Below are 23,019 nucleotides of genomic sequence, written 5' to 3'. Positions count from 1 at the left end.
CCTACTTTAAGAAGTCATCGATATCGAAGACATCTGAAAAATCGGTCTCAGCGGGCGCGTCCGCAGCGGCTGATGCATCGTTCAGAGGGGCGGGATTGAGACCTTCCGCTGACGACCGATGACGGTTGCGAATCTGCTCACCCCATGCAGCAAGTTTGGCATCGGAGAGGCTGGAATCGCGTTGAATATCGATTTTCGCTGCTTTCCCCAAGCTGGGGATGGACGCACAAACCTTGAGCCGTCCATTGTTTCCGTATTGGAACACCACGTTGACCTGGGTTCCTTCGGGCAGTCCCCGTGGGAGTCCACGGATGACACACTTGCCGATGGGCGTGGAGTGATTGCCACCGGCGTCGCCGCCTTCGACGACGTTCACGGCCACGCTGGTCTGCCCGTCTTCGGCAGTCGTAAATGCAGCGCCCTTGCGAGCTGGGAGCGACGTGTTGCGGGGCAACAGGACCTTGGTTCGCGGCATGCCGGTCGCTTTCTCCAGTCCCAACACGCCGAGGTTGTGTGAATTGACGTTGGAGATCTCCACATTGTCGAGACTCAGCCTTGCGCCCTGAGTTCGCGGTCGCGATAGTAGATTCGCGTAGATCGCAGCCCCATGAGCGATGGCTTCGTCTGCCGCGAGACTGCGATCGACCTGCATGCCGCTCTCGCTCTCGAGCATCTCCGCAACAGCGGGCATCCGCGTCGACCCACCGACCAGGAGAATCCGTGTTAGGTCGTCCCATTTCAGACCCGCCTCACGAACCACGTTGGACGTGGTGAAGCGAGTCCGCTCGAGTAATTCTGAGGTCATCTGCTCAAATGCTTTTCGGTTCAATCCCATGCGGATCGAATTCCCCGCATGTTCAAAATGGATTTGCACCTGATCTCGCGTCGATAGCGAGCGTTTCGCATCCTCGGCATCGCGTAACAGCCGTTGCTCTCCAATCGCCGTTTCGCTGGGGTCGGAGAGATGCTCAAGAAAATAGTCCGCCGCGATTTGCTGCGAAATCTTCTGATCCCAATCGATCCCACCGAGTTGAAAATCGCCATCGGTGGCGATCACTCGAAAACGCTTTGATTCTATGCGCACGACCGAGACGTCAAACGTGCCGCCGCCGAGGTCATAGACTAGAATCGTTTCCTCAGACATCGCTTCACCTTCCGTATCGAGGAAGCCCTCTTCCACACCAAAGGCAATGGCTGCTGCGGTCGGTTCGTTGATGATGTCGAGAACGTTGAGGCCGGCTAGACGCCCGGCGTCCTGAGTCGCTCGGCGTTTAGGTTCGCTGAAGTAAGCCGGGACGGTGATTACAGCATCGGCAACCGGACCAGCCTTGATCTGGGCATCCTGCTTGAGTTTCTCGAGCACGAGCGACTGGATCACCTCGGGAGGATAACTTTCCCCCGCGAACGATTTCCAGAACATGGGTTTGCCCATCTCGCGTTTGACGTATCTCGCTACCATCTCGGGTTTGACAAACGCCGCCTTAACTGCTTCCTTGCCGACGACAATATCGTATTCATCGAAGAACACAACGCTGGGGGTGATCAAGTCACCATCGGCATTGGGCAATGTCTTTGGGATGCCTCGCGCGTTCACCTGCGCAACGCAACTGAACGTTGTGCCGAGATCGATCCCCAGTGGTGCAGGTTGCTTGGCAGCGGATGGTGAGGTGGAACGTTTAGCCATCATTCGCGTCCCCATTCGATCACGAAGTTCATCCGGCGAATATTATAATTGTGCCACAGGGATGTCGCCTCATCGATCGCAGCCCAGGTCTCGTTGGGCAACGTGTCGGGCTGCCGATTCCGCACGTCCCATAGGAAAAAGTGTTGGGGCTCATTGAGCGCATCGTACCAAACACCGTCCCGTCGTATCATGCCGAGCATGAGAGTGCCTTTGCCGTGGGCGACCAAAAAGTCATTTTCGGCCGCGCTGCGAACCACCACCGGTCGTCCTCCTGCACGTTGTGCAATAGCAATCGCTTCGGGTTGCTTGACCGGCTGGTCTGAAAAGAGGTACCAGTTGCCGTTGAAATAAATTGCTGCCGGGGGCACGCCACGCGGCCGTTTGGGTTCACCCTGTTCTGCATTCGATGTTCGCGAGATTGCGAACGCCGAGCCCGAGTCGGCTGGCAGCGCCTGCACACGTTTCTCTGCGGCCGCCTTATCGAGCCCTGATAGACCGTGCGCGATTGCCCGCCGATACAAGTCGATCGCACGCTGGCGACTGGCGCGTCCCACCAAGATCTGCTCTTCAGCAGCGACTGAGTATTCCCACCAACGATCAGCAACACGTTCAATCTCGGTAGCAGTTGAGGATAACCGCAAGTCGGCAGCTGCCAACTCGCGGAGGCCTGCGTCCTCACCGCTTTTGAGATAGGGGAGACCCTCGTTCCATTGCGACTTGCCAAAACAAAGGAAGCGACCGAGGAATTCGTTGGCTTTGGCGTTGTCCGGTTCACTTTCGAGCCGCTCGCGAGCCAAAAGATAGGTGGGATGTTTGTTCTGTAGCGTCTCAATTTCATCCATCTTGAGCGTAAATTTGTTCGCCATATCACGGTTACGCAGATCGAGCGATAGCTTCTTACAAATCGTGCACAACTCGCTGGCGGTCGTGTAGTCATCACGCAGGATGGCGGTGTCGATCAACATCTCAGCCTGATCGGCCATCGCGGTTTGATCGAGCGGTCGGTACAACATCGGCTCGAGTTCCTGCATGATCCGCAGTCTGTGCTCAAATTCTGGAATGGCATACTGTCCCTGAACCTGATCAATCACCTGCATCGAGCCGGGGAAATCACCTGCCTCGGTAAAGATTTCCAGTGCGGTTTGCAGCAGCGCATATCTTGCGGCGGGGGAAGACGTCTCAAGGGCGAGATCAACGATTTCTTTTCCGAGATGCTGTTTCTCATAAGTCGTTTTTGCCGCTTTCATTTGCGATGAGAATGTCACCCGAACCTCCGACATCGCTGCGTCCAGCTGTTCCTCATCCGGGACCGGCAGGCGGGAGGGCGTGTCCGGCCTGCCGCTGGACGGATTTCCGCTTCCGCTGCCAGGTTGGTCAGTCGATGGTGGTTGTCTGGCCGCGGTTGCCAAGCTGCGGAATCCTTCCAATCGTTCGCTCTCCGCCGCAGTGACTGCTGCCATGGAAGGTGATTGCGGCGGCAGTGGCGCTGAAGCATCCTCGGCTGCATTCGACAGCGGAATCGGATTCATCGTTCCCGTACTTTTGAGATTTGGCATCACCTCATTGGATGTCGACCCAGGTGCTTGTGGAGACTCACTGTATTGGTCTGTCGAGGGATCGGGTGGCAATTTCTCGCGATCAGTTCGGCTATTTGCCGCCGTCCGAGATTCCTGTAAACCCGCATCCGTTCCACCTAAGACTCCCATCATCCACGCGCCCCAAATGAGCGTGCAGGACATGATCGTGCCCACAACCCAAAGCACCCCACTCGATCGCCGCTGTCGGGCAGTGCGTGTACGTTTATACGTAGACGTCACCACCACAGGGGCGGCATGGACGGGCTCCGGAATGAGCGGCACCGTCACAGGCGAAGGTTGCACGACTGAGTCGGTTGGGACTGGCTGCGTCTCAAGCACAGACGCCTGCAATTGGCCGTCGTACTGAGCCTTCGACTCTGGATTAAGCAGCCGCAGCCGCGCGCTGGCAACTTCGTTGATCAAACGCTCGGCACTTGCCGCGTGATCTCCATTCGAGCAACCCTGCAGATACGCCATCTGCTTGTTTGCGGCGGCGTCGATGACTTCGCGATCGGATTCGAGGGCCTCAAGGCCCAGTAACCGGTAGAGCGTCGGTGGCTGGTCCCGCTTCGAGATCCCCAGCAGTTTATGATACGGGTCAAACGACTCGCTCATCGATCGTGGGCTCCCTTGAGTTGCGTTAGGTGGATATATACCTCGAAGTCACCTTCCTCCGGGGTCGATGCAACACCAGCACACCGAGACCAAAGCAAGAGTATACATTCTCCAGCGGGGTATTGTCATTGCTCAGAAAAACTGAGTGATCGTGAGCCCGTGTTCCGCAAAATCTTGGCGGATGAATCGTGCGCGTGCAGGTCTCTGCATTCTGAGGGAGAGCGGCGACTCACTACAATCGGCCGATGCAAGGCAAATCGAGCAGCTGTGCAATCTCGGGATCAAACGTCCCTAACAGGTCGCGTGGTTGTTCATGGACGAGCGTCGATAGTAATCCAGCGAAGTGTTCGAGATCCGGATCGAGACGCCGCGATAGTATTTCTTCGACTTCCGCAGTCACGGTGCGTAACGGGTCGGCGCTGAACGCGGAGGGGGCAGCAATCTCATCAAACTCCTCGAGAACCTCTTCGAGCCAACTGTCCACCGCGATGGCAGACACGCCCAGTGCGATCGTCTTGATGGAATCCGAAACACTCAGAGGGTGCTTTGCCAATGACTTCGGCGGGGCGAGCCAAATCGGAACCTTCTGGATTGTTTCGACGCGCGTGAGCAGTCTGCGGGTGAATTGAGCGAACGCAATACCTGCCATGCGGATTTGCCCTAGCCGGATCAGAATGGCATCCGGGCCCGCAGCGATGAGATCAGCCAGATGGTCATCGATCCATTCCGGTGTCACGCTCAGGACGATCGCAGCATCAGGGGCGAGCACTCGCAATTGGGCAACCTTGGAACTGAGCCGATCGAGACTGGAGACGTCTGGTGGCAGGGTCATCGCTGGGATCCAACCGCCACCGGAGAGCGGTTGGTCTGCCGGGGTGGCTTCCCAGCGTCCGAGCTGCATCGCGGAGTAGGCGAACCGTCCCGAATGATCACGCCGCGGCGACAGCTGCATGTCCACGACCATGGCATGATCAAAGTCAACATCCGCAAGACCGTAGCGCTCGTTTCGATAGGGCAACATGCGTGGAATGCCCAGCTCGCTATCGGTTGGGTCTTGCGGCGATGATTTCCTATTCAAAGGCGCTTGCGTGTCGGAGACGCTCGCGCGCGCACTGGATTCGGTCGAGGTCTGGTCGATGTCCTCTGTCCGTCCCAACTCACTTTCGAGGGCGGAAACGAGCAGCCCTCGCGACTGCATCGCGAGAAAGATGGCCTCGGCCACGATGGGTGGCCAGGTATGCCAGGGCGGTGAATCCCAGAACAAAGGCGAAGGAAACAGAATCGGAGCCCCGACCCGCCGCGTGAGCAGCATGTCGGCCGGCGCAGGTGAAATTCCGCGACGAACCTGCCCAATTTTCGGAGGCATCAGGCACAGCGATTCGAGCACCCTACCGTTCTTCCATTTCTTGAATGTACTGTCGAAGTCGTTCGAGTTCGTCAGTAGTGCCCTTAAGCTTCAGCATATTTTCGACGCGTTTAACCAGTTCAATTCGGTTGACAGGTTTGCTGAGGAAATCATCTGTCCCCGCGGTCACGGCGCGCTCGATATCCCCCAGTTCACTCAGTGCTGTCACCATCAGGATCATGATTTGGCTGGTGGCGGGATTTTCTTTGATCTGTTTGCAGACCTCGAATCCGCTCAGTCGCGGCATCATCACGTCGAGCAAAATCAAATCGGGTTGAAACGATTCCACCTTGTCCAGCGTATCGGCGCCGTCGACAGCGGTTTCGAGTTCGCAGTCCACACGCACCAAGTAGGCTTCGAGCAATTCGCGATTAGCCGCGTTATCGTCCGCGATTAAAATACGTCTACTCATCATGCCACACCACAGGTTTGACCGGCTGCCGCTGGTACTGGGAAATTAACACACATGTCGCGAATCTCGCCACGGATCGACTGGTGCAGCCCCGCGTCCTCAGGCTTACTGAGCGATTGTTGGATCCACTTGCCAATACGCTGCATCTCCGTGGTGCCCATGCCTCGTGTCGTCAGTGCGGGGGTACCAATTCGAATGCCCGATGGGTCCATTGGTTTGCGTTGGTCGAATGGGATCATGTTCATATTAACAGTGATACCACAGGCATCCAAAACGGCTTCGGCTTGTTTACCTCCCAGTCCCACCGTCGTCACGTCGACGAGCATCAGGTGATTGTCCGTGCCACCACTGACCAGACGCAATCCGGCTGAGGTCAAGGTGTCGGCGAGCGTCTTCGCATTATCAACAACAGCCTGGCCATAAACGCGATAGGCGTCCGTCATCGCTTCAGCAAAACAAATCGCTTTCCCCGCGATAACATGCATCAACGGTCCACCCTGGGTGCCGGGGAACACGTTGCGGTTGACCAGCGGCAGATGCTCCGACTTGCAGAGAATCAGACCACCGCGAGGACCACGCAGGGTCTTGTGGGTTGTTGTGGTGACATAATCGGCCAGTGGCACTGGATTGTCGTGGATCTTGGCGGCGACGAGTCCGGCGTAGTGCGCCATGTCGACAAGCAGTTTGGCACCAACTTCGTCCGCGATCTCTTTGAACTTCGCGTGCGGGATTTCGCGCGGGTACGCACTCGCCCCAGCGACAATCAATTTGGGTTTGTGTTGGCGAGCAAGTTTTGCGATTTGATCGAAGTCCAATCGATGATGTTCTTCGTCCACGCCGTAGCTAACGAAATTATAGAGCCGACCGCTCATGTTGAGCTTCATCCCGTGGGTCAGGTGCCCCCCTTGGGCCAGGTCCAATCCCAGCACGGTGTCGCCCACTTCCAAAGCTGCCAAATAGACCGCAGCATTCGCCTGCGAGCCGCTGTGCGGCTGCACGTTTGCCGCCTCAGCACCGAACAGTTCCTTGGCTCGATCGAGGGCGAGCGATTCGACGACGTCGACATATTCACAACCACCGTAGTATCGCCGGCCCGGATACCCCTCGGCGTACTTGTTGGTCAACACGCTACCTGCCGCTTCCATGACGGCCTGGCTGGTGTAATTCTCGCTGGCAATCATCTCCAAACCGTCTTGCTGACGGGCGGCTTCGGATTGCATGGCTTCCCACAGGACGGGATCTTGGGACTCAATCGTGCTCATCGCGTGTTTTTGCTGTTTTTTTGGGGCTGGGCGGCTTCAACAGGGGCCAAACGAAAGTCTGATTGTCGACGCCACACCCGCCAGCGTCAATGACGACAAAAAAACACCCTTGTCGTCCGACCGCTGCCTCGGTTCGTGCCACCGCGGCGGGCCTTCCACAAGGCAAACTGAGTGCTCAGGTCTTTCGGTGCGTCACACTATTGCGTCACGTCGAAAGCCCCGGCCGACAGACACCAAATCAGGCTCCGAGCAGGGGAACCATGATTAGCCAGGCCTTGGCGAAGTTCGCTCACCGCACGCGGCGCATGTAAGTGACGAATTTTTCATCGAGTTCGGCAATGGTCATTCCGAACGCTGACTCGATCATCTCAATCCGCTCGCGACCTGTCAGCTCCTCGAGCGCCTTGATCTTGCTGAGTTGCTGCAAGTAGTCGATGTACTGCTGTTTCATTGTCCGCAGGGCAAAGTAAGTGAACGCCCATGACTCGCCGTAGGCGTCTTCTGCGGTGGCGGCGGACCGGAATCGAGAGTCATCGGCGAACATCGTGACAAGCGAGTCGCTGGGTCGCGACGATTGATACTTACGCCATCGCATCAAGTTAACTTGATTGATTCTCCCGACTCCGCGCCAGCCGCGAGGATTACTCAGATCGGGTGACTCAAAAAACATTGCCAGCCCTTCGCTAACCCACATCGGATTGTCTGCGAATCGGGTCTGCAGGCCGCAATTATAGGCGAGTTGATGAGTGGCCTCATGGATAATCGTCGCGATGTTGCGCTCGATGTTCGGTACCCGGTAGGTCGTCATCTGGTTGCTGGCGAGATGGTAGTATCCGATCACATTGGCCGCGGTATCCCCAATCTCCGCACTGGCGTGTTTGACGAATTCATCGCGGTCCCGCAGCACAACAGCCACGAGAGGATATTTGGGAACCTCGAGATCGACGCGCTGGTTTTTCCAGTAGGCAAAGAATGCTCGGTAGAGCGACTCAAAGAGCATCGCGACATCACGCGCATACTCGATATTACCTTGATGCAGGATCACATAGTGAGCCGTTCGGAAAGCGGCAAAACCGCTGGGCAGCTCCTCGAGCATCCGACGCTCAATCTCGTCCTGGCTGATCGCCGGCGGCGGCGGTCCCGGTTCCCGATGGGTGATCTGATCGGGCTGGATCGTCCAAATGCGGCCATCATCGGCGCACACCAACACCCCGCCATCGACCGCTTCCACGACGGCTTCCCCATTGACGACATGTTTCTCGCCAGTGACCTGACCGTCGACCAGATCCCGGAAAACAAATTGCTCTGCCGCGGCATTTCGCCCCAGGACACTTGGGGAGAGCAACAGAAGAGACGCCAGCGTGAGCACTTCCGGTAGGTGACGTTGCGAAAGCATGCAGACCGATACGAACTGAAGATAGTAAATAAAAATGATGCGTCGGATGAAAGCACCCGACGCACGTATTCATTATACCGGTCGATCACCCCCAGGGCAGGGAGTTGCAGGCAAACTCCACGCTCAACGCTTATCGAGCTGGCCGTTCCACCACCAACGGTCGGCGGGTCGCCCATCACGAATTTTAGCAAACGATCGGAGCCCGGGATAATCACCGATCTTGAGTGGCACGAGATCGCCGGATGTGATTTCGACCCCGCCGCTGGCCATCAGCACCTGATGCTTTTTCCGCCCGCGCTGGTAACGGTGCAGTACTGCAATGGAATCGACTTGGCGTGGTGGCAGCAGCGTGGGTGCTTGCTCGGCAGCGAAATACATGACCGCACGCTGTAACGTCTCATGGTCAGAGTTCATCGCCGTGCGCTTCCACAGTTCGCTGATGGCGGTAGCCATGTATACCGATTCCAGTGCTCCGTAAATGGGATATTTCGCTCGGATACTTCCCCAATTCTGATTGAAGTGGTCCACGAATGCCAGCGACGCTGGGTCGATGACACGGTTCCCTCGAGCACCATCGAGCTGGGCGCGTTCATTCTCGCCGCTGAGCCGAATGGGAGTGCCAGCGAGCTGCACAATTCGATCGCCATCAACTTCACTGGCACGGACATCGAGAGCGCGAGTGGTGAACCACAGCCGCAAGAGTAGGTCCGTGGGCGGCGTGCCATCGCCAGTTGATGAAACCATTTGCAAGTAGTTGCGGACGCGATTGGGCAACGGCTCGATTCCGAGGGCCAGTCGCTTCATATGTCGATCCGCTTCCACCATCGTGTAGGCGACTTCGTTTGAAGCGGTCATGCCAAACACACTGATGTTTTGTCGCCCCAGGGCGGAGGCGAGCTGATCGGCAGCGCGGGACATCGGAATCCCACCGGCAACAATCTGTTGCCCCAGAGTGGCGGCCGCCTGCAAGCCCTCGGTGGTTGGATCGATCGTGCAACCGTAGGGCGTGCGGCTACGAGCAGCTTTCACGCCCGTCGCCAGCGACACCAAGCTGATCGGAGGCAGACCTGACTTGCGATCCAGCAGCCACCCGTCGACGTCATCGAACCCTGCGACAGGACCAGCTACGATCAGGTCATCGTGCGTCACCATCACGACGACGACTCGCGAGAGTCCCGCCATGGACCGAAAGGCCTCCAGTGACGCATCGGCGCGAGTTGAATCTGGCAAAGCCGCGCCATCGGTGCTCCGCACCAACGTCTGTTGTTGGAGTGCCCGCCCCGCGAGCGCCTGCATCATGCGGCGGACCGAGACGCAGCGAATTCGCGCGGGAGCACGCCAATCGTCTTCATCAGACGCCACATCACCATCTGCCGGCGGTTGCGTGAGCAGTGCTGCAATCGCAGCCTCATGGTCATCCTGACTCACGTGCTGTGTGTCGATCTCACGTAGCAAGCCGCTGGGGTCGACAATCACACCCTGCGGATACGGGGCCATCGTACCGACTCCACCGAGAGCTTCCCACGAATCCGGTTCCACCGTTGTTTGCACGAGATTCATCAACGATCCGAAATCCGCCATCGACCCGCCACCCGCATTGCCAGCGACATTCGCGTTGCCAACAGCGTCTCCAAAATGGCCCACATCCCCGGCAAAATCCGCTCCGCCACCGGGAGAATGGACGACGGGCGGCTGACCACCGACGTTTCCGGAGAGGGCCGCCCCAACCAACATGCATGCACAAAAAACTGGTTTGGACAAAAGTCGACGCATCACAGTCCCCCCATCGGACCCAAGCAGAAAAGTCGTGAGGCTCACCACGACGGTGGGCTCACGCCTCGCTAGTATATCAGAGGCTTGGCGCAAACCTTCCACAATTCTGTCTGAAATCACCTTTCATGAACGCCCAGTACATCGAACTTGCCAAGATGATCGACCACGCCCTGCTGGCGCCCCACCTCAGCGCTACCGAAGTCGACGCGGGCATTGAACTGGCCCGTGCCTACGACGTTGCCAGTGTTTGCATCATGCCCTGCTACGTGACGCGCTGTGCCGACCTCCTCCGCGGATCGACAGTGAAAACATCGACGGTCATCGGATTTCCGCTGGGCGTGAATACCACTGCAATTAAGCGGGCCGAGGCAACGCGCGCCCTCGCCGATGGATGCCAGGAACTCGACATGGTGGTCAACATTAGCAGTGTTATCAGTGGTTGTTGGGGCGAGGTAACCGACGACATCGCTGCGGTGATTGACGTCGCCCATCAGATCGATCGGAAGATCAAGGTGATTTTTGAAAACTGTTATCTTAGTGACGAGCAGAAGGTGCGACTCTGCCAAATATGTTCGGAGCTCAATGCCGATTGGATCAAAACATCCACAGGGTTCGGCAGCGGTGGTGCAACTCACGAGGACCTACGCTTGATGCGTCGTTGGGCCGCACCGCACGTCCAAATTAAGGCGGCGGGAGGCGTGCGTGATCTCGCCGGGTTGCAAGCGGTGCGCGAACTCGGTGTGACTCGCTGTGGTGCCAGCCGCACGCGGGAGATCCTCGACCCACTGCGCAATCAACTGGGACTTCCGGCGATCAAGATCGCAGCGCAGTCGGCACCGGCGGACTATTAAGCGGATATCGAGAACCTCAAATCAAAGTTTTGTAATGCTCGACTGGTTACTTCGCCCTGCCAACCTACTCGCCATCGCACATGCGGTAACCGTATTAGCAGTATTGGTAAGAATCATCATGGCCCGGCCCGCAACGGGAGTGGCATTGGCTTGGATTCTGATTGTCGCCCTGTTGCCGGCCGCAGGGATCACGCTTTACCTACTGATCGGCGAACGTCGCATCGGGAAACGCCGCGCGTCGCGAATTGCCAGCCTAACGAAGAGTTTCCGGGAGATTGGCGACGTGGCCATCGCTCAGCGACTGACCGATGTCCGCTGGGATCGCCTGCCCGTTGCGGCGCAGGGTCTGGATAATCTCGGGCGATCCAGCATCGGCAGCCCCACAGTTTGCGGCAGCCGATTCGAATTGTTTTCCGATACGCAGGAGATGCTCGCTGCCATTGCGCATGACGTGAAATCCGCACGCCAGAGCGTGTTGATGGAGTTCTACATTTGGAATGAAGGCGGAGCCGCCGATGAAGTACTCGAAGCCGTGATCGAGGCCGCTCAGCGAGGGGTGCATTGCCAGATTTTGATCGACGCACTTGGCGCGCGGCCATGGTGGAGAGGGCCTCAGCCCGCACGTCTTCGCGCCGCTGGTGTTGAGCTATGCCAGGCACTCCCGGTGGGGATCTTCCGCACGCTGGTCGGGCGCACTGACCTGCGACTACATCGCAAGATTGTTGTAATTGATGGAAACGTCGCGTGGACCGGCAGTATGAACCTGGTCGACCCCCGATTTTTCAAACAAGATTCCGGGGTGGGGCAATGGGTCGATGCGATGGTGCGGTTGCACGGCGCGGCGGTCGCTCCGTTGGCGGCGACGATGCTTGGTGACTGGATGGTGGAAACTGGAAAATCAATCCATCACCTCATCGCAGACTCCGGTGTTCGGTTGATCGAACCCGATGGCCACGTCGACATGCAGATCGTCCCTTCAGGTCCCGGCGAAACTGCCGATGGTCTCCTGCAGATGCTGCTTGGATTGATCAACGCTGCGCAGCACGAACTGATCATGACGACCCCATACTTTGTGCCCGATGACTCCCTGCTTCGCGCTGTCCGCGGTGCGGCCGGTCGCGGCGTGCGAGTATCTCTGATCATGCCTGAAAAAGTGGACTCACTGCTGACTCGCTACGCCAGCCGCTCATATTACGACGAGCTGATCGATGTCGGTGTGCAACTCTACTTGTACCGAGGCGGACTTCTGCACACCAAGTCGATCATGGTCGATGGCACGATGGCGATGTTTGGCACCGTCAATTTGGACATGCGGAGTCTGTGGTTGAATTACGAGGTCGCATTGTTCGTTTACAACGCTGAATTCGCCGTCGAGTTGCGAGACCTTCAGCAGTCTTACATTAACGACTCGGATCTCCTGCAGTCTGAGCAATGGGGCGCGCGGTCATTCTTACCGCGATTTCTGGAAAACACACTCCGGCTCGTCAGCCCGCTTTTGTAGCGATTGCGCGCAACCCCCTGCGGCACCTGGCCAGCATCTTCCGAGCCAGGGGAGCTCGGCAAGCACTGTCCGCACGGGCGGGATGCTTGCATCCTCACCTGCCCCGTCGTGTCCCGTTACGCCTCACAAATCGGGGGCGGATGTGGCGTCACGGGGCAATCCCCTAGCCTGCTTACGTATCTCTCCGCGTCCTAGAACGCACGCTGAGTAAAAATGTACCTCACAAAAATTTGACACTGAGGCAATTTTCCGCAACAATCTTTGCAGACGAGTCGCCAGCCTTCCGGTTAGCGGCACGTTCACAAAGCTGATCACAGGTCGTTTTGGGCTGTGTGTCTTTTCTTACTTTCCAGCTGAGGGTTTTTAAATGGTCTTTCAGAGTCAACGCCGCGGGCGACGCGGCTTCACCCTAGTCGAACTGCTAGTGGTGATTGCAATCATTGGAGTCTTGGTGGGCCTGCTGCTGCCTGCCGTGCAAGCGGCCCGGGAAGCGGCTCGCCGCATGAGTTGCAGTAACAACATGAAACAGCTGGGGTTGGCTGTGCATAATTATCACAGTGCGTTTAACAAATTGCCTGTCAATGGTGGCGGCACGGACAACAAGGCAGGCGGCCAGATTACGTCCAATAGCAACAATGGAAATGGTCGCCGGATTAGCTGGCTGATACCGATTCTGCCGTATATCGAGCAGCAAGCGCTGTGGCAGCAGATCTCCAATCCAATGGATTCCGACGGCGATGGCACCATCAACTTCCCTGCGATGGGGCCGCGGGCTTGGGACCGAAACTACACCCCCTGGATGACGGATATCGGTGCCTATCGTTGCCCGAGCGACCCGGGTCGAGGATTGCCCGCGATGGGACGATCAAACTACGCCTGTAGCTACGGAGACGGATTGCATTACGGTGATGCGGGACCACTGTCGGCTACCGGCGGTTTTTATCATGAGAACCAAGGTCGAGCCATTCATTCCAACGCCTCACTGCGAGGCTTTTTCGTTTTCCGATCTGCCGTCAACGGCATGCAGGGGCTCGGCAATGGGCGGTCACGACCGGCAATGCAGTTTCGCGATGTCACCGATGGACTGAGCAACACGCTGATGCTGGCCGAAATGGCCACGCACGTCGATCCGCGACGTACGACCACCGACGCTGCTGTCGGTCCTGGCTTTGTGCCACTCGGCAACGATCCCGGCTGGGCACAAACCACCGGAGCAAAAGATCCCGAGCGGCCCCAGTTTTGGGACCCCAGCACCGACACCATCGTGGAGGGCTTGAACTCTGGCTATGGACGCGGATTCCGCTGGGCAGACGCTGCCTACATTTACTCAGTCGTCACGACGATTCTGCCTCCTAACGGCGAATTAGTGATGCCGAACCGCTCGGACTCAGCTTGGACCGTTGCTCCCCCTAGCAGCTACCACCAGGGTGGCGTGCAGGTCGTCATGGGTGATGGTGCGGTCAAGTTCATCACCGATAGCGTTGACTCTGGAAATCAACATGCCCAGGTGATTTGGCAGAACAACAAACCCGGCTCCCCATCGCCATACGGTATCTGGGGTGCGATGGGGACTCGCAACGGCAAAGAAGTTGTGGATCTGCCGTTTTAACTGGCCGCTGGCCTCTCTAACTTCCTAACTTTAAAGTGATTTTAAACACGATGATGAAACTACTTGCTTCCGCTTCTCGTCCCTTCTTCTTGCTGTTGTTTCTATCGCTCTCAGCCATCCCTCTTTCCGGCTGCGGTTCCTCTGGCAATACGGTCGTGGAGCCTGGTGATGGAACAATGGATGAACAGGAGATGGAAGACTACAACAAGCAGATGGAAGAGAAGGATGAGAGTTACGAGGACCGCTATAAGTAGCGATCCTGCTACTGCTAGGCACGTGCGCGTCGCGGGCAACGTGATCGCGCGCGGTGTTCACGAGTTGTGAGCTAGCAATCCGCGGCTGATGCATGCCGAATTGCTGCCAGCAGGGACTTCGTCGAAATCTGCACGTCATCGAGGGCGGAACACGGGTCTCGCCCTCGATGCACTAACGCCTGCGGAGCACATAGACGACGTCTTCGGTTGCGGCGTCCACCGTGATTGGATCATCAATGTCATAGCAGAAGTCGTAGGTGGCGACGCTTTCCCACTTGCCGCTCGCATCGATCAAACGTTGCATCTGCAACGGTGTATAGCTACGCAAACGCAGTACATCGTTAATGCGGAAGCTGCCGCTGGGGGTGTGAACGTCAAAGCGAATTCCAAACTGCTCCAAGCGTTTTTTCTTGTCCCGGTCGATCGTCCACATATGGGTATTGATGGCCAAGTGGCCCCGGCGGGCGGACCAGCTTTCGGTCTCACTGGGCGGGACCGAGGTGGGGGTTAAATGAACGCCTAACAAGTAAATTCCCCCTGGCCGGACAATGTCGGCCATGCACTCGAGGTGCCCCCGTGCTGCGGCTTCACTGCCGACGTGTCGAAAACTGTTGATCGTATTGAATGCCACACTGACGGGACCAAACTTGCTGCGCGACTTTGGCAAAATTCCCGCAAAGCTTTGACGTGTGAAGTCGCACATATCAGCGTGGATTGCCGCAGCGGGAAGGGAATGCCGCTCCAGGCGTTGGTTACAAAATCGAACCGCTTTCTCATTGAGATCGAGTCCGCAAACGTCCAGGCCACGGCGAGCCAGCGCGTACATGAGTCGCCCCGTTCCGCACGCGGGTTCGAAGTACCACCCCGCTTTGCCGCTACCAAATGTATGCTCGCATGCCAAGATAAACTTGGTCTCCGCGGCCACATCGGCACCAAAGACTAAATCGTAATACTTTGGATGGTCGTAGATGGACTCATCCACAGTCCGAATGCCCGGTTGAGATTGCGCGTCGTCGACCGCTGCGCTATCGGTCGTCCACTGTTGGTCGTCGAAGTCCTCGCTCATCGAATGGGCTCCAGGCCCAACCCGCGGCGGGTCACACCGATCTGGCCCGCATGAAGTGTTTCATGCATCGGGCAGAATAGGATCGCACCGAGTTTGCAGGGATAAACCGCGTAGGGCATCTCAACATCGTCGAGTAGCACCTCCGGTGCAAGGGTTGCGACTTCGTTCATCGCGTTCTGGTGAACTTCGTTGAGCTTTCCCAGCAGCTCTGTGGGGCTCGGGTGACCTGATGGGGACTGCGGCGGAGTACTGCCTCGACCGAACGTTTTGCGAAACCGGCCGGGAATCAAGTCCAAATCATCGGGACGGCGCCCTCGGATGCGAAACATCATCAGCCCGTATTCACTAACGGCGAGGTGACCAACCTGCCAGGCGATATTCGTCACACTGCCCGGTGGGATTTCGTACCAACGTTCACGAGGAGTCGCGTCGAGCAGTTGCAGCGTGTACTGTCGAGCAAATTCAATTTGCCCAATCGCAGCCCGCAGCATCAAGGCGGCTTCCTCGGCACTGGGCAGCAGAACTGCGTTTTCCCTCGATGTCGGACTAGAGGAATCTGGATCGTCAGGAGGACTGCTGGTCATGAGCTGGGCTCGGTAATTGGGGACTAGGGAAGCGACGAGGCGACGGATCGCGGAATCTGAAACGATTACGCTCTCAACTGGCAGTTTGTAACCCGACACCCATGGTTGACGCCACCGCCAGTACACTGTCACCGCAGCGCTCGGCGGATCCGCCGGTTCGGGCGGGCGACGCAGCATGCCACGCAAATTTTCGAAGCGAGTATTGTAGGCCAGTGGGAACCCTTTCATGGCTTAGATCCGTGACATATTGTCGCATTGGCGTCAAAACCTCCATGAAAACGCATTTCTTGGCTATTTCAGCGTCTTAGCCCCATCGACGATCCCCACCGCTTTTCCTTATGCTTGGCCTCCTCATGAATCTCGGGCGGGGCTTCCACCACACGCTGATCGAACTATCCTTCGTGTTTTTCGACGGCAGCGGAATGTTTTCCGATCGATTACCTGAACTACTGACCCCCTGTTTTACCCGCTCAAAAATTTACGGAGCTCTTTGAAGATGTTGGAAATGGCAATGATTTTGGCCCAGTCTGTCGCAAATGACTTTGGACGCATGGGTCTCGGTATTGGTATCGGTTTGATCATCGTTGGTGCCGGTATCGGCATCGGTCGCATCGGTGGCAGCGCGGTTGACGCAATGTCTCGTCAGCCTGAAGCGGGCGGCCGCATCCAAACAGCGATGATTATCGCGGCTGCACTGATCGAAGGTGTGACCGTGATTGCACTCGTGTTTATTCTGCTCTGCCGATCCTAGTCCGGCGATTCGCCTGCGACTTGGAACTCATGGTGCCGTGGTGGGCTGCGGTCACCCCGGTTCGTTACTCCCGTCTTGAATGTTTGTCACTGAGCTGATCGATGAAACGCTTTCTCGCCCTTTGTCTGATGACCTGTTTGAGCCTCCCGGCGTTGTCGGGTCCGGCACTGTTGACAGTCGGTCTCGCGGGTGTCGCGATGGTTGCAACACCTTCGTTGGCCCATGCTGAAGTCGTGGCCGAGGATAGCGATGGAGCGGAGCACCTCGCTGCTGACGGCGAGCTTCACGAGGGCGACGATGCCCACGGTGAGCGAGCGAAAACCCCCATCCTGTCATTCGATTTCGGATCGGCATTCTGGAACTTGGTGGTGTTCGTCTGTGTTCTTGCCGTCCTGTCGATCTTTGTGTGGCCCAGCGTCTTGGGCGGTTTGCAGTCTCGCGAAGACAAGATCCGCGAGGATCTAGAATTAGCTGAGAAAGCAAACGCGGAGGCCCAGGCAATCTTGGCAGGATATCAGGCGAAGCTTGATGAGGCAGCTAAGCAGACTCACGCGATGCTCGCTGAGGCACGGCGTGACGCCGAAGCCAGTGGGCAGCGAATTGTTGAGCAGGCAAAGGCGGAGGCTGCTACCCAACGTGAGCGGGCAGTCGCTGACATCGAAAATGCCAAGAAGGTTGCGATGGCGGATATCGCCACGCGAACTTCTGACATGGCAATGCAGGTGGCTCGTGGAGTGGTCGGTCGCGAGTTGACCCCAAACGATCACGCTGATCTGATCGCTCAGGCAATGCAACGATTGCCCAGTAACAATTAAATGATCCAGTTTTTGTCTAGCCGATCCGGGGTGTGATCCCGCGGTTGGAAAGACGTTCAACACTTTTCGTAGCCTTCTCCCTGAGATCTCTGACGTGTCCGAATCTGTTTCTCAATCCACTACGCACGATGTCGGTGCCGAACAACTCGGTAAGACTTATGCCCGGGCGTTATTGAGTGCGACACAGGCCGAGGGTTCCACCGAACAGGTGATCGCTGAGCTCAATGCGTTATGTGACGAGGGGCTCGCACACAGTGAGAAATTGCGTGCCGCGTTCGCATCCCCCCGCATTGATGCAAGTGAGAAGTGCCGCGTTCTCGATCGCATGCTGTCCGACGCTCATCCAACCCTGCTGAAATTCCTCAAGGTGATGGCAGGTCGGCATCGATTGGCCTATGTGGGAGCCGCTCGCGATGCCCTTGTCAAGCTGTACGATGAGGCTACCGGCAGGTTGCTTGCAGAGGTTCGCACGGCGGTGCCGATGACCGCGGATCTTCGCGAAAGCGTCAATCACCAGCTCAATCAGTATTTCAGCAAAACAGTTCGCTTGAACGAGGTTGTCGATCCCGGGATCATTGGCGGGCTCGTCATCAGAGTAGGTGACACCGTCTTCGACTCATCGGTAGCCAGCCGACTGGACAAGATCGGTGATGCTGCCGCCGCAGGGTTCGCTCGTCAGCTGATCGAACAGTCAAGTAGATTCATGGATAGCTGATCGTCCTCGGTCCTAAACATCGCTGTGCTTCCAGAGAGATTTTGGGGCGTGCTCAGCAAATATTGTCTCATTAAAACATATCCCCTCAACGTCTTTATCATTGAAAAATAACGGTACGGTCCAGTGAAATTCAACAGCGACGAAATCGCATCGGTCTTGCAAGCCGAGATCGAACAGTTTGACAGCAAGATCGATGTCCGCGAAGTCGGTACGGTTTTGGAAGTCGGTGACGGGATCGCCCGCGTCTACGGTCTGTCCGGCGTCATGGCGGGTGAGATGGTCGAATTTCCAAACGGATCGATCGGCCTCGCCTTCAACCTTGAAGAAAATAGCGTCGGGGTCATTATCCTGGGCGACTACCTCACCATCGAAGAAGGCGACGAGGTCAAAGCACTTGGCACCCTGCTTTCGGTTCCTGCGGGTGACGCCGTCGTCGGTCGCGTGCTCGACCCGCTCGGCAACCCGCTCGATGGAAAAGGGCCTGTGCAGTCAGATGTTACCCGTCCAGTGGAAATCATCGCGACTGGGGTTGCGGAACGCAAACCGGTTACCGAGCCACTGCAAACCGGTATCAAGGCGATCGATTCCATGACGCCGATTGGCCGTGGGCAACGAGAGTTGATCATCGGTGACCGCAAGACCGGCAAGACCGCCATCGCCATCGACGCCATTCTGAACCAAAAGGGCCAAGGCGTTAAATGCTTCTACGTCGCGATTGGGCAAAAGGATTCTGCCGTTGCTAGCGTTGTTGATGTGCTTGAGCGATACGGCGCGATGGAATACACCACGGTAATCGCCGCAGGTGCATCGGCGCCAGCACCGTTGCAGTACATCGCTCCCTATGCTGGGACTGCGATGGCTGAACACTTCATGTTCAACGGTGGCCACGCTCTGGTCGTCTATGACGATTTGTCTAAGCAAGCAACCGCTTATCGCCAGATGAGTTTGCTGATGCGTCGACCCCCGGGTCGCGAAGCATACCCTGGTGACGTGTTCTACTGTCACAGTCGGTTGCTCGAACGTTCTTCGAAACTGTCGGACGAACTCGGTGGTGGCTCGATCACGAGTTTGCCAATCATCGAGACACTCGAAGGTGAAGTCTCCGCATACATTCCCACGAACGTGATCTCGATCACCGATGGGCAGATCTACGTGCAACCCGACTTGTTCTTCTCGGGCGTTCGCCCGGCAATGAACCCCGGGATTAGCGTCTCTCGCGTCGGCGGAGCAGCTCAGACAAAAGCGATGAAAAAGGTTTCCGGTGGTTTGCGATTGCAACTCGCGGCGTTCCGTGCACTCGAAGCGTTTGCCCAGTTGGGAACGGACCTGGATCCCGCGACGCAAAAGGAACTCGATCGAGGCTACCGCATGGTCGAGTTGCTCAAGCAGCCCCAATATCAACCACTTTCGGTGGCCGAGCAAGTCATCAGCATTTATGCCGGAACGAACGGACTGCTCGACGATGTGCCAGTCAAAGAAGTCCAGCGGTTCGAGCGAGAATTGCTTGACTTTGTTCATAGCAAGCACGAGTCACTGATCAGCGACCTGACTAACAAGCCGGAACTGACAGATGACGCAGTCGAGCGGATTGTCACGGCAGTGAAAGAATTCAAATCGATGTACCAAGGCGGCGAAAGGTAATCGGCCATGGCCAACGCACGTGCTCTCGACAAGCGACGTAAATCAATCCGCAATATCCGCAAGATCACGCGGACAATGGAATTGATTGCTACGGCTCGCTACAAGAAAGCGATGGATCGGGCAGCGGCTGCGACCGCTTATACCGATCAAATCACGAAAATTGTCAAGCGTCTTGCCGATGCAGGGACTGACGTACAGCATCCGCTGCTGGAACAACGCGATCAAATCAACTCCTCGCGTGTTTTGGTGCTGGCTAGTAATCGAGGACTGTGTGGCGGCTACAACGCGTCCGTGTTGCGGACCGCCATGCCCCATATTCGGTCTCTCAACGACGAAATCGGTAATGTCACCGTCGACGCATCGGGCAAGCGAGGCGTCAACGGACTCAAATTCCGCGGTGTTGATACCGACAAGCGGTTTTTGCAGTTCGAAGATCAGCCAGCCTATAACGAAGTCGAGAAGATCGCAGAAGATTACTTGGCACAATACATCACGGGCAAAATTGATCGCCTCGACGTGATCTACACGAAATTCATAAGCACTTCAAAACAGGTCGCGATGATCGAAACCTTGCTCCCGCTCGGTTCGATCGCGAATGACACGTCCGCTGATGAGTCAAATGCAGGACTGTCCGCTGGCACGAATTCTCAATACGAGTTTCTGCCGTCGGCCGAGAGCATTCTCGAGGAAGTCGTGCCAACGAGTTTCAAGGTCAAACTATTTAAGTGCTTCCTCGATGCCGCCGTGTCCGAGCAAGTTGCTCGGATGATCGCGATGAAGGGAGCGACCGAAAGTGCGGGTGACATGATTAAGCAACTCTCGATGACCTACAACCGTGCTCGCCAGAGCCAGATTACGGGCGAGATCATGGAAATCATCGGCGGAGTCGAAGCATTGGAAGGCTAATGCTTGCTCGCGGGAAGCTATGAGGGTCTCGCTGTTAGCTTTTCCAACCGACGATTTCTGTTTTGAGACAACTGATAAATTTAGCGCTCCTCTAGGGGCCGTACCATTCCTTATTTTCCGAGCTAGTAGCTAATAGCTAGCAGCTAGTAGCTAATTACGAAGAGCGTTTCCCATGTCCACTGCAACTGAAAACCAAGCCGTCGGTCGTGTCTCTCAGATCATCGGATCGACGTTCGATGCTGAATTCCCTGAAGGGCAGCTTCCGAAAATATACAACGCCTTGACGATCCGCAGCGAACATAAAGGCGTCAAGATTGATCTCGTTGGCGAAGTCCAGCAGCACCTCGGTGGCAGTCGCGTCCGAGCGATCGCACTGGGTAGCACCGAAGGCATGATGCGGGGCATGGACGTTGTCGATACCGGCAAGCCAGTGACAGTGCCTGTCGGCCAAAAGACACTCGGCCGCGTGTTCAACGTCCTCGGTCAACCGATTGACAAACGGGGCCCCGTTGAGGCTGACGATCACTGGCCCATTCACCGTCAGGCACCACCGCTCAACGAACTCTCTACGAACACCGAGTTGTTTGAAACCGGAATTAAGGTCGTCGACCTGTTAACCCCGTTCGTTCGCGGTGGGAAAGCCGGGTTGTTCGGTGGTGCGGGACTGGGCAAGACCGTTATTTTAACAGAGTTGATTGCTCGAATTGCGAGTAGTCACGGTGGTTACTCCGTGTTTGCAGGCGTAGGCGAGCGGACTCGTGAAGGAACCGACCTGTGGCTTGAAATGCAAGACACGGAAATCGGTTCGACCGGTCGCAAGGTCATCGAGCAGACCTGCATGGTGTTCGGGCAAATGAACGAGCCGCCCGGCTCGCGGCTTCGTGTCGCCCTGTCAGCGCTGACGATGGCTGAGTATTTCCGCGACACCACCGGTGCCGACACACTGTTGTTTGTCGACAACATTTTCCGATTCTCGCAAGCTGGTTCGGAAGTATCTGCACTGCTCGGTCGGATGCCGTCGGCAGTGGGTTATCAGCCTACGTTGGCGACAGAAATGGGAGCTCTTCAAGAGCGGATCACGTCGACCAAGAAAGGCGCTATCACATCGGTACAAGCGGTTTATGTGCCCGCTGACGATCCGACCGACCCCGCACCAGCGACGGCGTTCGGCCAGCTCGATGCATTTATTTATCTTGAGCGTTCAATCTCCGAGAAGGGCATCTATCCAGCGATCGACCCATTGGCGTCGAACTCACGGATCCTCGATCCGCAGTACGTCGGCGACCGTCACTATACAATCGCTCGCCGCGTGCAAACGATCCTGCAACGCTATCGTGAACTGCAGGACATCATTGCAATTCTAGGCGTTGATGAACTCAGCGAAGAGGACAAGACAATCGTGCACCGGGCTCGCCGGATTGAGCGATTCCTGTCCCAACCGTTCTTGGTCGCCGAAGTCTTCATCGGCAAGCCAGGTGAAATCACGTCGCTGGCTGATACCATTCGGAGCTTCGAGGAGATTTGCGACGGCAAGTGGGATCACCTTCCCGAACAAGCCTTCATGTATGTGGGCGCGATTGAACAAGCCGAAGCGCAAGCCAAGAAGATGGAGTCGAAATAAACGATGACTATTCGATGTGTCGTGGTCACGCCCGAACGAACGGAACTGGACCGAGAAGCAGATTTTGTCGCGTTGCCGATGTATGACGGTGAACTCGGCGTGCAAACGGGCCGTGCTCCGATGATCGGGCGGCTGGGATACGGTGTGCTGCGATTGCAAACCAGTGAGGGGGCGAAGCGTTTCTTCGTCGACGGCGGGTTTGCGCAAGTTGAGGCCAATGTTGTTAGTATTCTGACCGCACGTGCGATCCCAGTGGATTCGCTCAGTGTGGATGAAGCTAATAAAGCCCTTAGCGACGCGTTGGAATTGCCAAGCGACACGCCTGCATTGGCAAAGATCAAGGACACGGCCGTGCACCGCGCCCGTGGCCAGCTGCGAGCATCACGGTAAGCGATTAGCCTTATCGGTCGCTGAACTCGCGACCGCTTGCTATATCTCGTCTTCGCGAAGTCCGTCCAGAACGGCGAGTACCGCCCGGCGACCGAGCTGATTGGGATCGCGGTGAGGTCGCAGCACGTGGAAGAATTGGCGTGACTTCTGAGAACCTCAATCGGGCGATGGTGGGCATGCGCCGGCCCGCC

20 protein-coding genes are annotated in these 23,019 nt (G+C 56.9%); 11 read left to right on the top strand and 9 right to left on the bottom strand.

Annotated elements, in window-relative coordinates:
- Window position 1 precedes the first annotated feature (1 nt).
- From Poly21_RS08390 to Poly21_RS08360, 7 genes are all read right to left on the bottom strand, one after another.
- Entirely contained in the window at window positions 2-1,687 is a 1,686-nt protein-coding gene (locus Poly21_RS08390) for an Hsp70 family protein (RefSeq protein WP_302118105.1), read from the bottom strand.
- Window positions 1,684-3,876, bottom strand: coding sequence for a C-type lectin-like domain-containing protein (locus Poly21_RS08385; protein ID WP_146406399.1), 2,193 nt, complete (start codon window positions 3,874-3,876; stop codon window positions 1,684-1,686). The genes Poly21_RS08390 and Poly21_RS08385 overlap by 4 nt, the downstream gene beginning before the upstream one ends.
- Window positions 3,877-4,108: 232 nt before the next feature.
- Window positions 4,109-5,242, bottom strand: coding sequence for a hypothetical protein (locus Poly21_RS08380; protein ID WP_302118103.1), 1,134 nt, complete (start codon window positions 5,240-5,242; stop codon window positions 4,109-4,111).
- Between the two features lie 22 nt (window positions 5,243-5,264).
- Window positions 5,265-5,693, bottom strand: a complete 429-nt coding sequence (locus tag Poly21_RS08375; protein WP_146406966.1) for a response regulator — start codon at window positions 5,691-5,693, stop codon at window positions 5,265-5,267.
- Window positions 5,693-6,955, bottom strand: a complete 1,263-nt coding sequence (gene glyA / locus Poly21_RS08370) for a serine hydroxymethyltransferase (RefSeq protein WP_146406397.1) — start codon at window positions 6,953-6,955, stop codon at window positions 5,693-5,695. Before glyA ends, Poly21_RS08375 begins: the two co-directional genes overlap by 1 nt.
- 289 nt (window positions 6,956-7,244) lie before the next feature.
- Window positions 7,245-8,351, bottom strand: a complete 1,107-nt coding sequence (locus Poly21_RS08365; RefSeq protein ID WP_146406396.1) for a DUF1570 domain-containing protein — start codon at window positions 8,349-8,351, stop codon at window positions 7,245-7,247.
- A gap of 123 nt (window positions 8,352-8,474) precedes the next feature.
- Window positions 8,475-10,124, bottom strand: a complete 1,650-nt coding sequence (locus tag Poly21_RS08360; protein WP_146406395.1) for a DUF1598 domain-containing protein — start codon at window positions 10,122-10,124, stop codon at window positions 8,475-8,477.
- 125 nt (window positions 10,125-10,249) lie between these two features.
- Between Poly21_RS08360 and deoC the strand changes: the two genes are divergently transcribed.
- The 4 genes from deoC to Poly21_RS08340 all read left to right on the top strand — a co-directional run bounded on the left by deoC (window position 10,250) and on the right by Poly21_RS08340 (window position 14,339).
- Entirely contained in the window at window positions 10,250-10,975 is a 726-nt protein-coding gene (gene deoC / locus Poly21_RS08355; RefSeq protein ID WP_146406394.1) for a deoxyribose-phosphate aldolase, read from the top strand.
- Between the two features lie 34 nt (window positions 10,976-11,009).
- A complete protein-coding gene (gene cls / locus Poly21_RS08350; protein ID WP_146406393.1) occupies window positions 11,010-12,476 on the top strand; it encodes a cardiolipin synthase in 1,467 nt (488 codons plus the stop codon).
- Between the two features lie 367 nt (window positions 12,477-12,843).
- The gene (locus Poly21_RS08345; protein ID WP_146406392.1) at window positions 12,844-14,085 is read left to right on the top strand and encodes a DUF1559 domain-containing protein; all 1,242 of its coding nucleotides are present in this window, start codon (window positions 12,844-12,846) and stop codon (window positions 14,083-14,085) included.
- 50 nt (window positions 14,086-14,135) lie between these two features.
- Window positions 14,136-14,339, top strand: coding sequence for a hypothetical protein (locus Poly21_RS08340; RefSeq protein ID WP_146406391.1), 204 nt, complete (start codon window positions 14,136-14,138; stop codon window positions 14,337-14,339).
- Between the two features lie 172 nt (window positions 14,340-14,511).
- Here Poly21_RS08340 and Poly21_RS08335 read toward each other — a convergent pair whose 3' ends face one another.
- Entirely contained in the window at window positions 14,512-15,330 is an 819-nt protein-coding gene (locus Poly21_RS08335; RefSeq protein WP_146406965.1) for a class I SAM-dependent methyltransferase, read from the bottom strand.
- Between the two features lie 71 nt (window positions 15,331-15,401).
- A complete protein-coding gene (locus tag Poly21_RS27255) occupies window positions 15,402-16,217 on the bottom strand; it encodes a DinB family protein (protein WP_302118098.1) in 816 nt (271 codons plus the stop codon).
- A 268-nt stretch (window positions 16,218-16,485) separates the two neighbouring features.
- Between Poly21_RS27255 and atpE the strand changes: the two genes are divergently transcribed.
- From atpE to Poly21_RS08295, 7 genes are all read left to right on the top strand, one after another.
- Entirely contained in the window at window positions 16,486-16,740 is a 255-nt protein-coding gene (gene atpE, locus Poly21_RS08325; RefSeq protein WP_146406390.1) for an ATP synthase F0 subunit C, read from the top strand.
- A 101-nt stretch (window positions 16,741-16,841) separates the two neighbouring features.
- The gene (locus tag Poly21_RS08320; protein WP_146406389.1) at window positions 16,842-17,555 is read left to right on the top strand and encodes a F0F1 ATP synthase subunit B; all 714 of its coding nucleotides are present in this window, start codon (window positions 16,842-16,844) and stop codon (window positions 17,553-17,555) included.
- 94 nt (window positions 17,556-17,649) lie between these two features.
- Window positions 17,650-18,270, top strand: coding sequence for an ATP synthase F1 subunit delta (gene atpH, locus Poly21_RS08315; RefSeq protein WP_146406388.1), 621 nt, complete (start codon window positions 17,650-17,652; stop codon window positions 18,268-18,270).
- 123 nt (window positions 18,271-18,393) lie between these two features.
- Entirely contained in the window at window positions 18,394-19,911 is a 1,518-nt protein-coding gene (atpA, locus tag Poly21_RS08310; protein ID WP_146406387.1) for a F0F1 ATP synthase subunit alpha, read from the top strand.
- Window positions 19,912-19,917: 6 nt separating this feature from the next.
- Window positions 19,918-20,817, top strand: a complete 900-nt coding sequence (gene atpG, locus Poly21_RS08305; protein WP_146406386.1) for an ATP synthase F1 subunit gamma — start codon at window positions 19,918-19,920, stop codon at window positions 20,815-20,817.
- Window positions 20,818-20,989: 172 nt separating this feature from the next.
- Window positions 20,990-22,438: a F0F1 ATP synthase subunit beta gene (atpD, locus tag Poly21_RS08300; RefSeq protein ID WP_146406385.1), complete on the top strand. Its 1,449-nt coding sequence runs from the start codon at window positions 20,990-20,992 to the stop codon at window positions 22,436-22,438.
- Between the two features lie 3 nt (window positions 22,439-22,441).
- Window positions 22,442-22,828, top strand: a complete 387-nt coding sequence (locus tag Poly21_RS08295; RefSeq protein WP_146406384.1) for a F0F1 ATP synthase subunit delta/epsilon — start codon at window positions 22,442-22,444, stop codon at window positions 22,826-22,828.
- The last annotated feature ends 191 nt before the right edge of the window (window positions 22,829-23,019 follow it).

Origin of the sequence: Allorhodopirellula heiligendammensis (assembly GCF_007860105.1) — a bacterium.
Taxonomy (GTDB): domain Bacteria; phylum Planctomycetota; class Planctomycetia; order Pirellulales; family Pirellulaceae; genus Rhodopirellula; species Rhodopirellula heiligendammensis.
Note: the sequence above shows the minus strand (reverse complement) of the source record. Positions and strands in the feature narration are given on the sequence as shown.

Coding starts and splice junctions, on each gene's coding strand:
- Poly21_RS08390 (WP_302118105.1), bottom strand. CDS start 1,687: ATGATGGCTAAACGTTCCACCTCACCATCCGCTGCCAAGCAACCTGCA.
- Poly21_RS08385 (WP_146406399.1), bottom strand. CDS start 3,876: ATGAGCGAGTCGTTTGACCCGTATCATAAACTGCTGGGGATCTCGAAG.
- Poly21_RS08380 (WP_302118103.1), bottom strand. CDS start 5,242: ATGCCTCCGAAAATTGGGCAGGTTCGTCGCGGAATTTCACCTGCGCCG.
- Poly21_RS08375 (WP_146406966.1), bottom strand. CDS start 5,693: ATGAGTAGACGTATTTTAATCGCGGACGATAACGCGGCTAATCGCGAA.
- glyA (WP_146406397.1), bottom strand. CDS start 6,955: ATGAGCACGATTGAGTCCCAAGATCCCGTCCTGTGGGAAGCCATGCAA.
- Poly21_RS08365 (WP_146406396.1), bottom strand. CDS start 8,351: ATGCTTTCGCAACGTCACCTACCGGAAGTGCTCACGCTGGCGTCTCTT.
- Poly21_RS08360 (WP_146406395.1), bottom strand. CDS start 10,124: ATGCGTCGACTTTTGTCCAAACCAGTTTTTTGTGCATGCATGTTGGTT.
- deoC (WP_146406394.1), top strand. CDS start 10,250: ATGAACGCCCAGTACATCGAACTTGCCAAGATGATCGACCACGCCCTG.
- cls (WP_146406393.1), top strand. CDS start 11,010: ATGCTCGACTGGTTACTTCGCCCTGCCAACCTACTCGCCATCGCACAT.
- Poly21_RS08345 (WP_146406392.1), top strand. CDS start 12,844: ATGGTCTTTCAGAGTCAACGCCGCGGGCGACGCGGCTTCACCCTAGTC.
- Poly21_RS08340 (WP_146406391.1), top strand. CDS start 14,136: ATGATGAAACTACTTGCTTCCGCTTCTCGTCCCTTCTTCTTGCTGTTG.
- Poly21_RS27255 (WP_302118098.1), bottom strand. CDS start 16,217: ATGAAAGGGTTCCCACTGGCCTACAATACTCGCTTCGAAAATTTGCGT.
- atpE (WP_146406390.1), top strand. CDS start 16,486: ATGTTGGAAATGGCAATGATTTTGGCCCAGTCTGTCGCAAATGACTTT.
- Poly21_RS08320 (WP_146406389.1), top strand. CDS start 16,842: ATGAAACGCTTTCTCGCCCTTTGTCTGATGACCTGTTTGAGCCTCCCG.
- atpG (WP_146406386.1), top strand. CDS start 19,918: ATGGCCAACGCACGTGCTCTCGACAAGCGACGTAAATCAATCCGCAAT.
- atpD (WP_146406385.1), top strand. CDS start 20,990: ATGTCCACTGCAACTGAAAACCAAGCCGTCGGTCGTGTCTCTCAGATC.
- Poly21_RS08295 (WP_146406384.1), top strand. CDS start 22,442: ATGACTATTCGATGTGTCGTGGTCACGCCCGAACGAACGGAACTGGAC.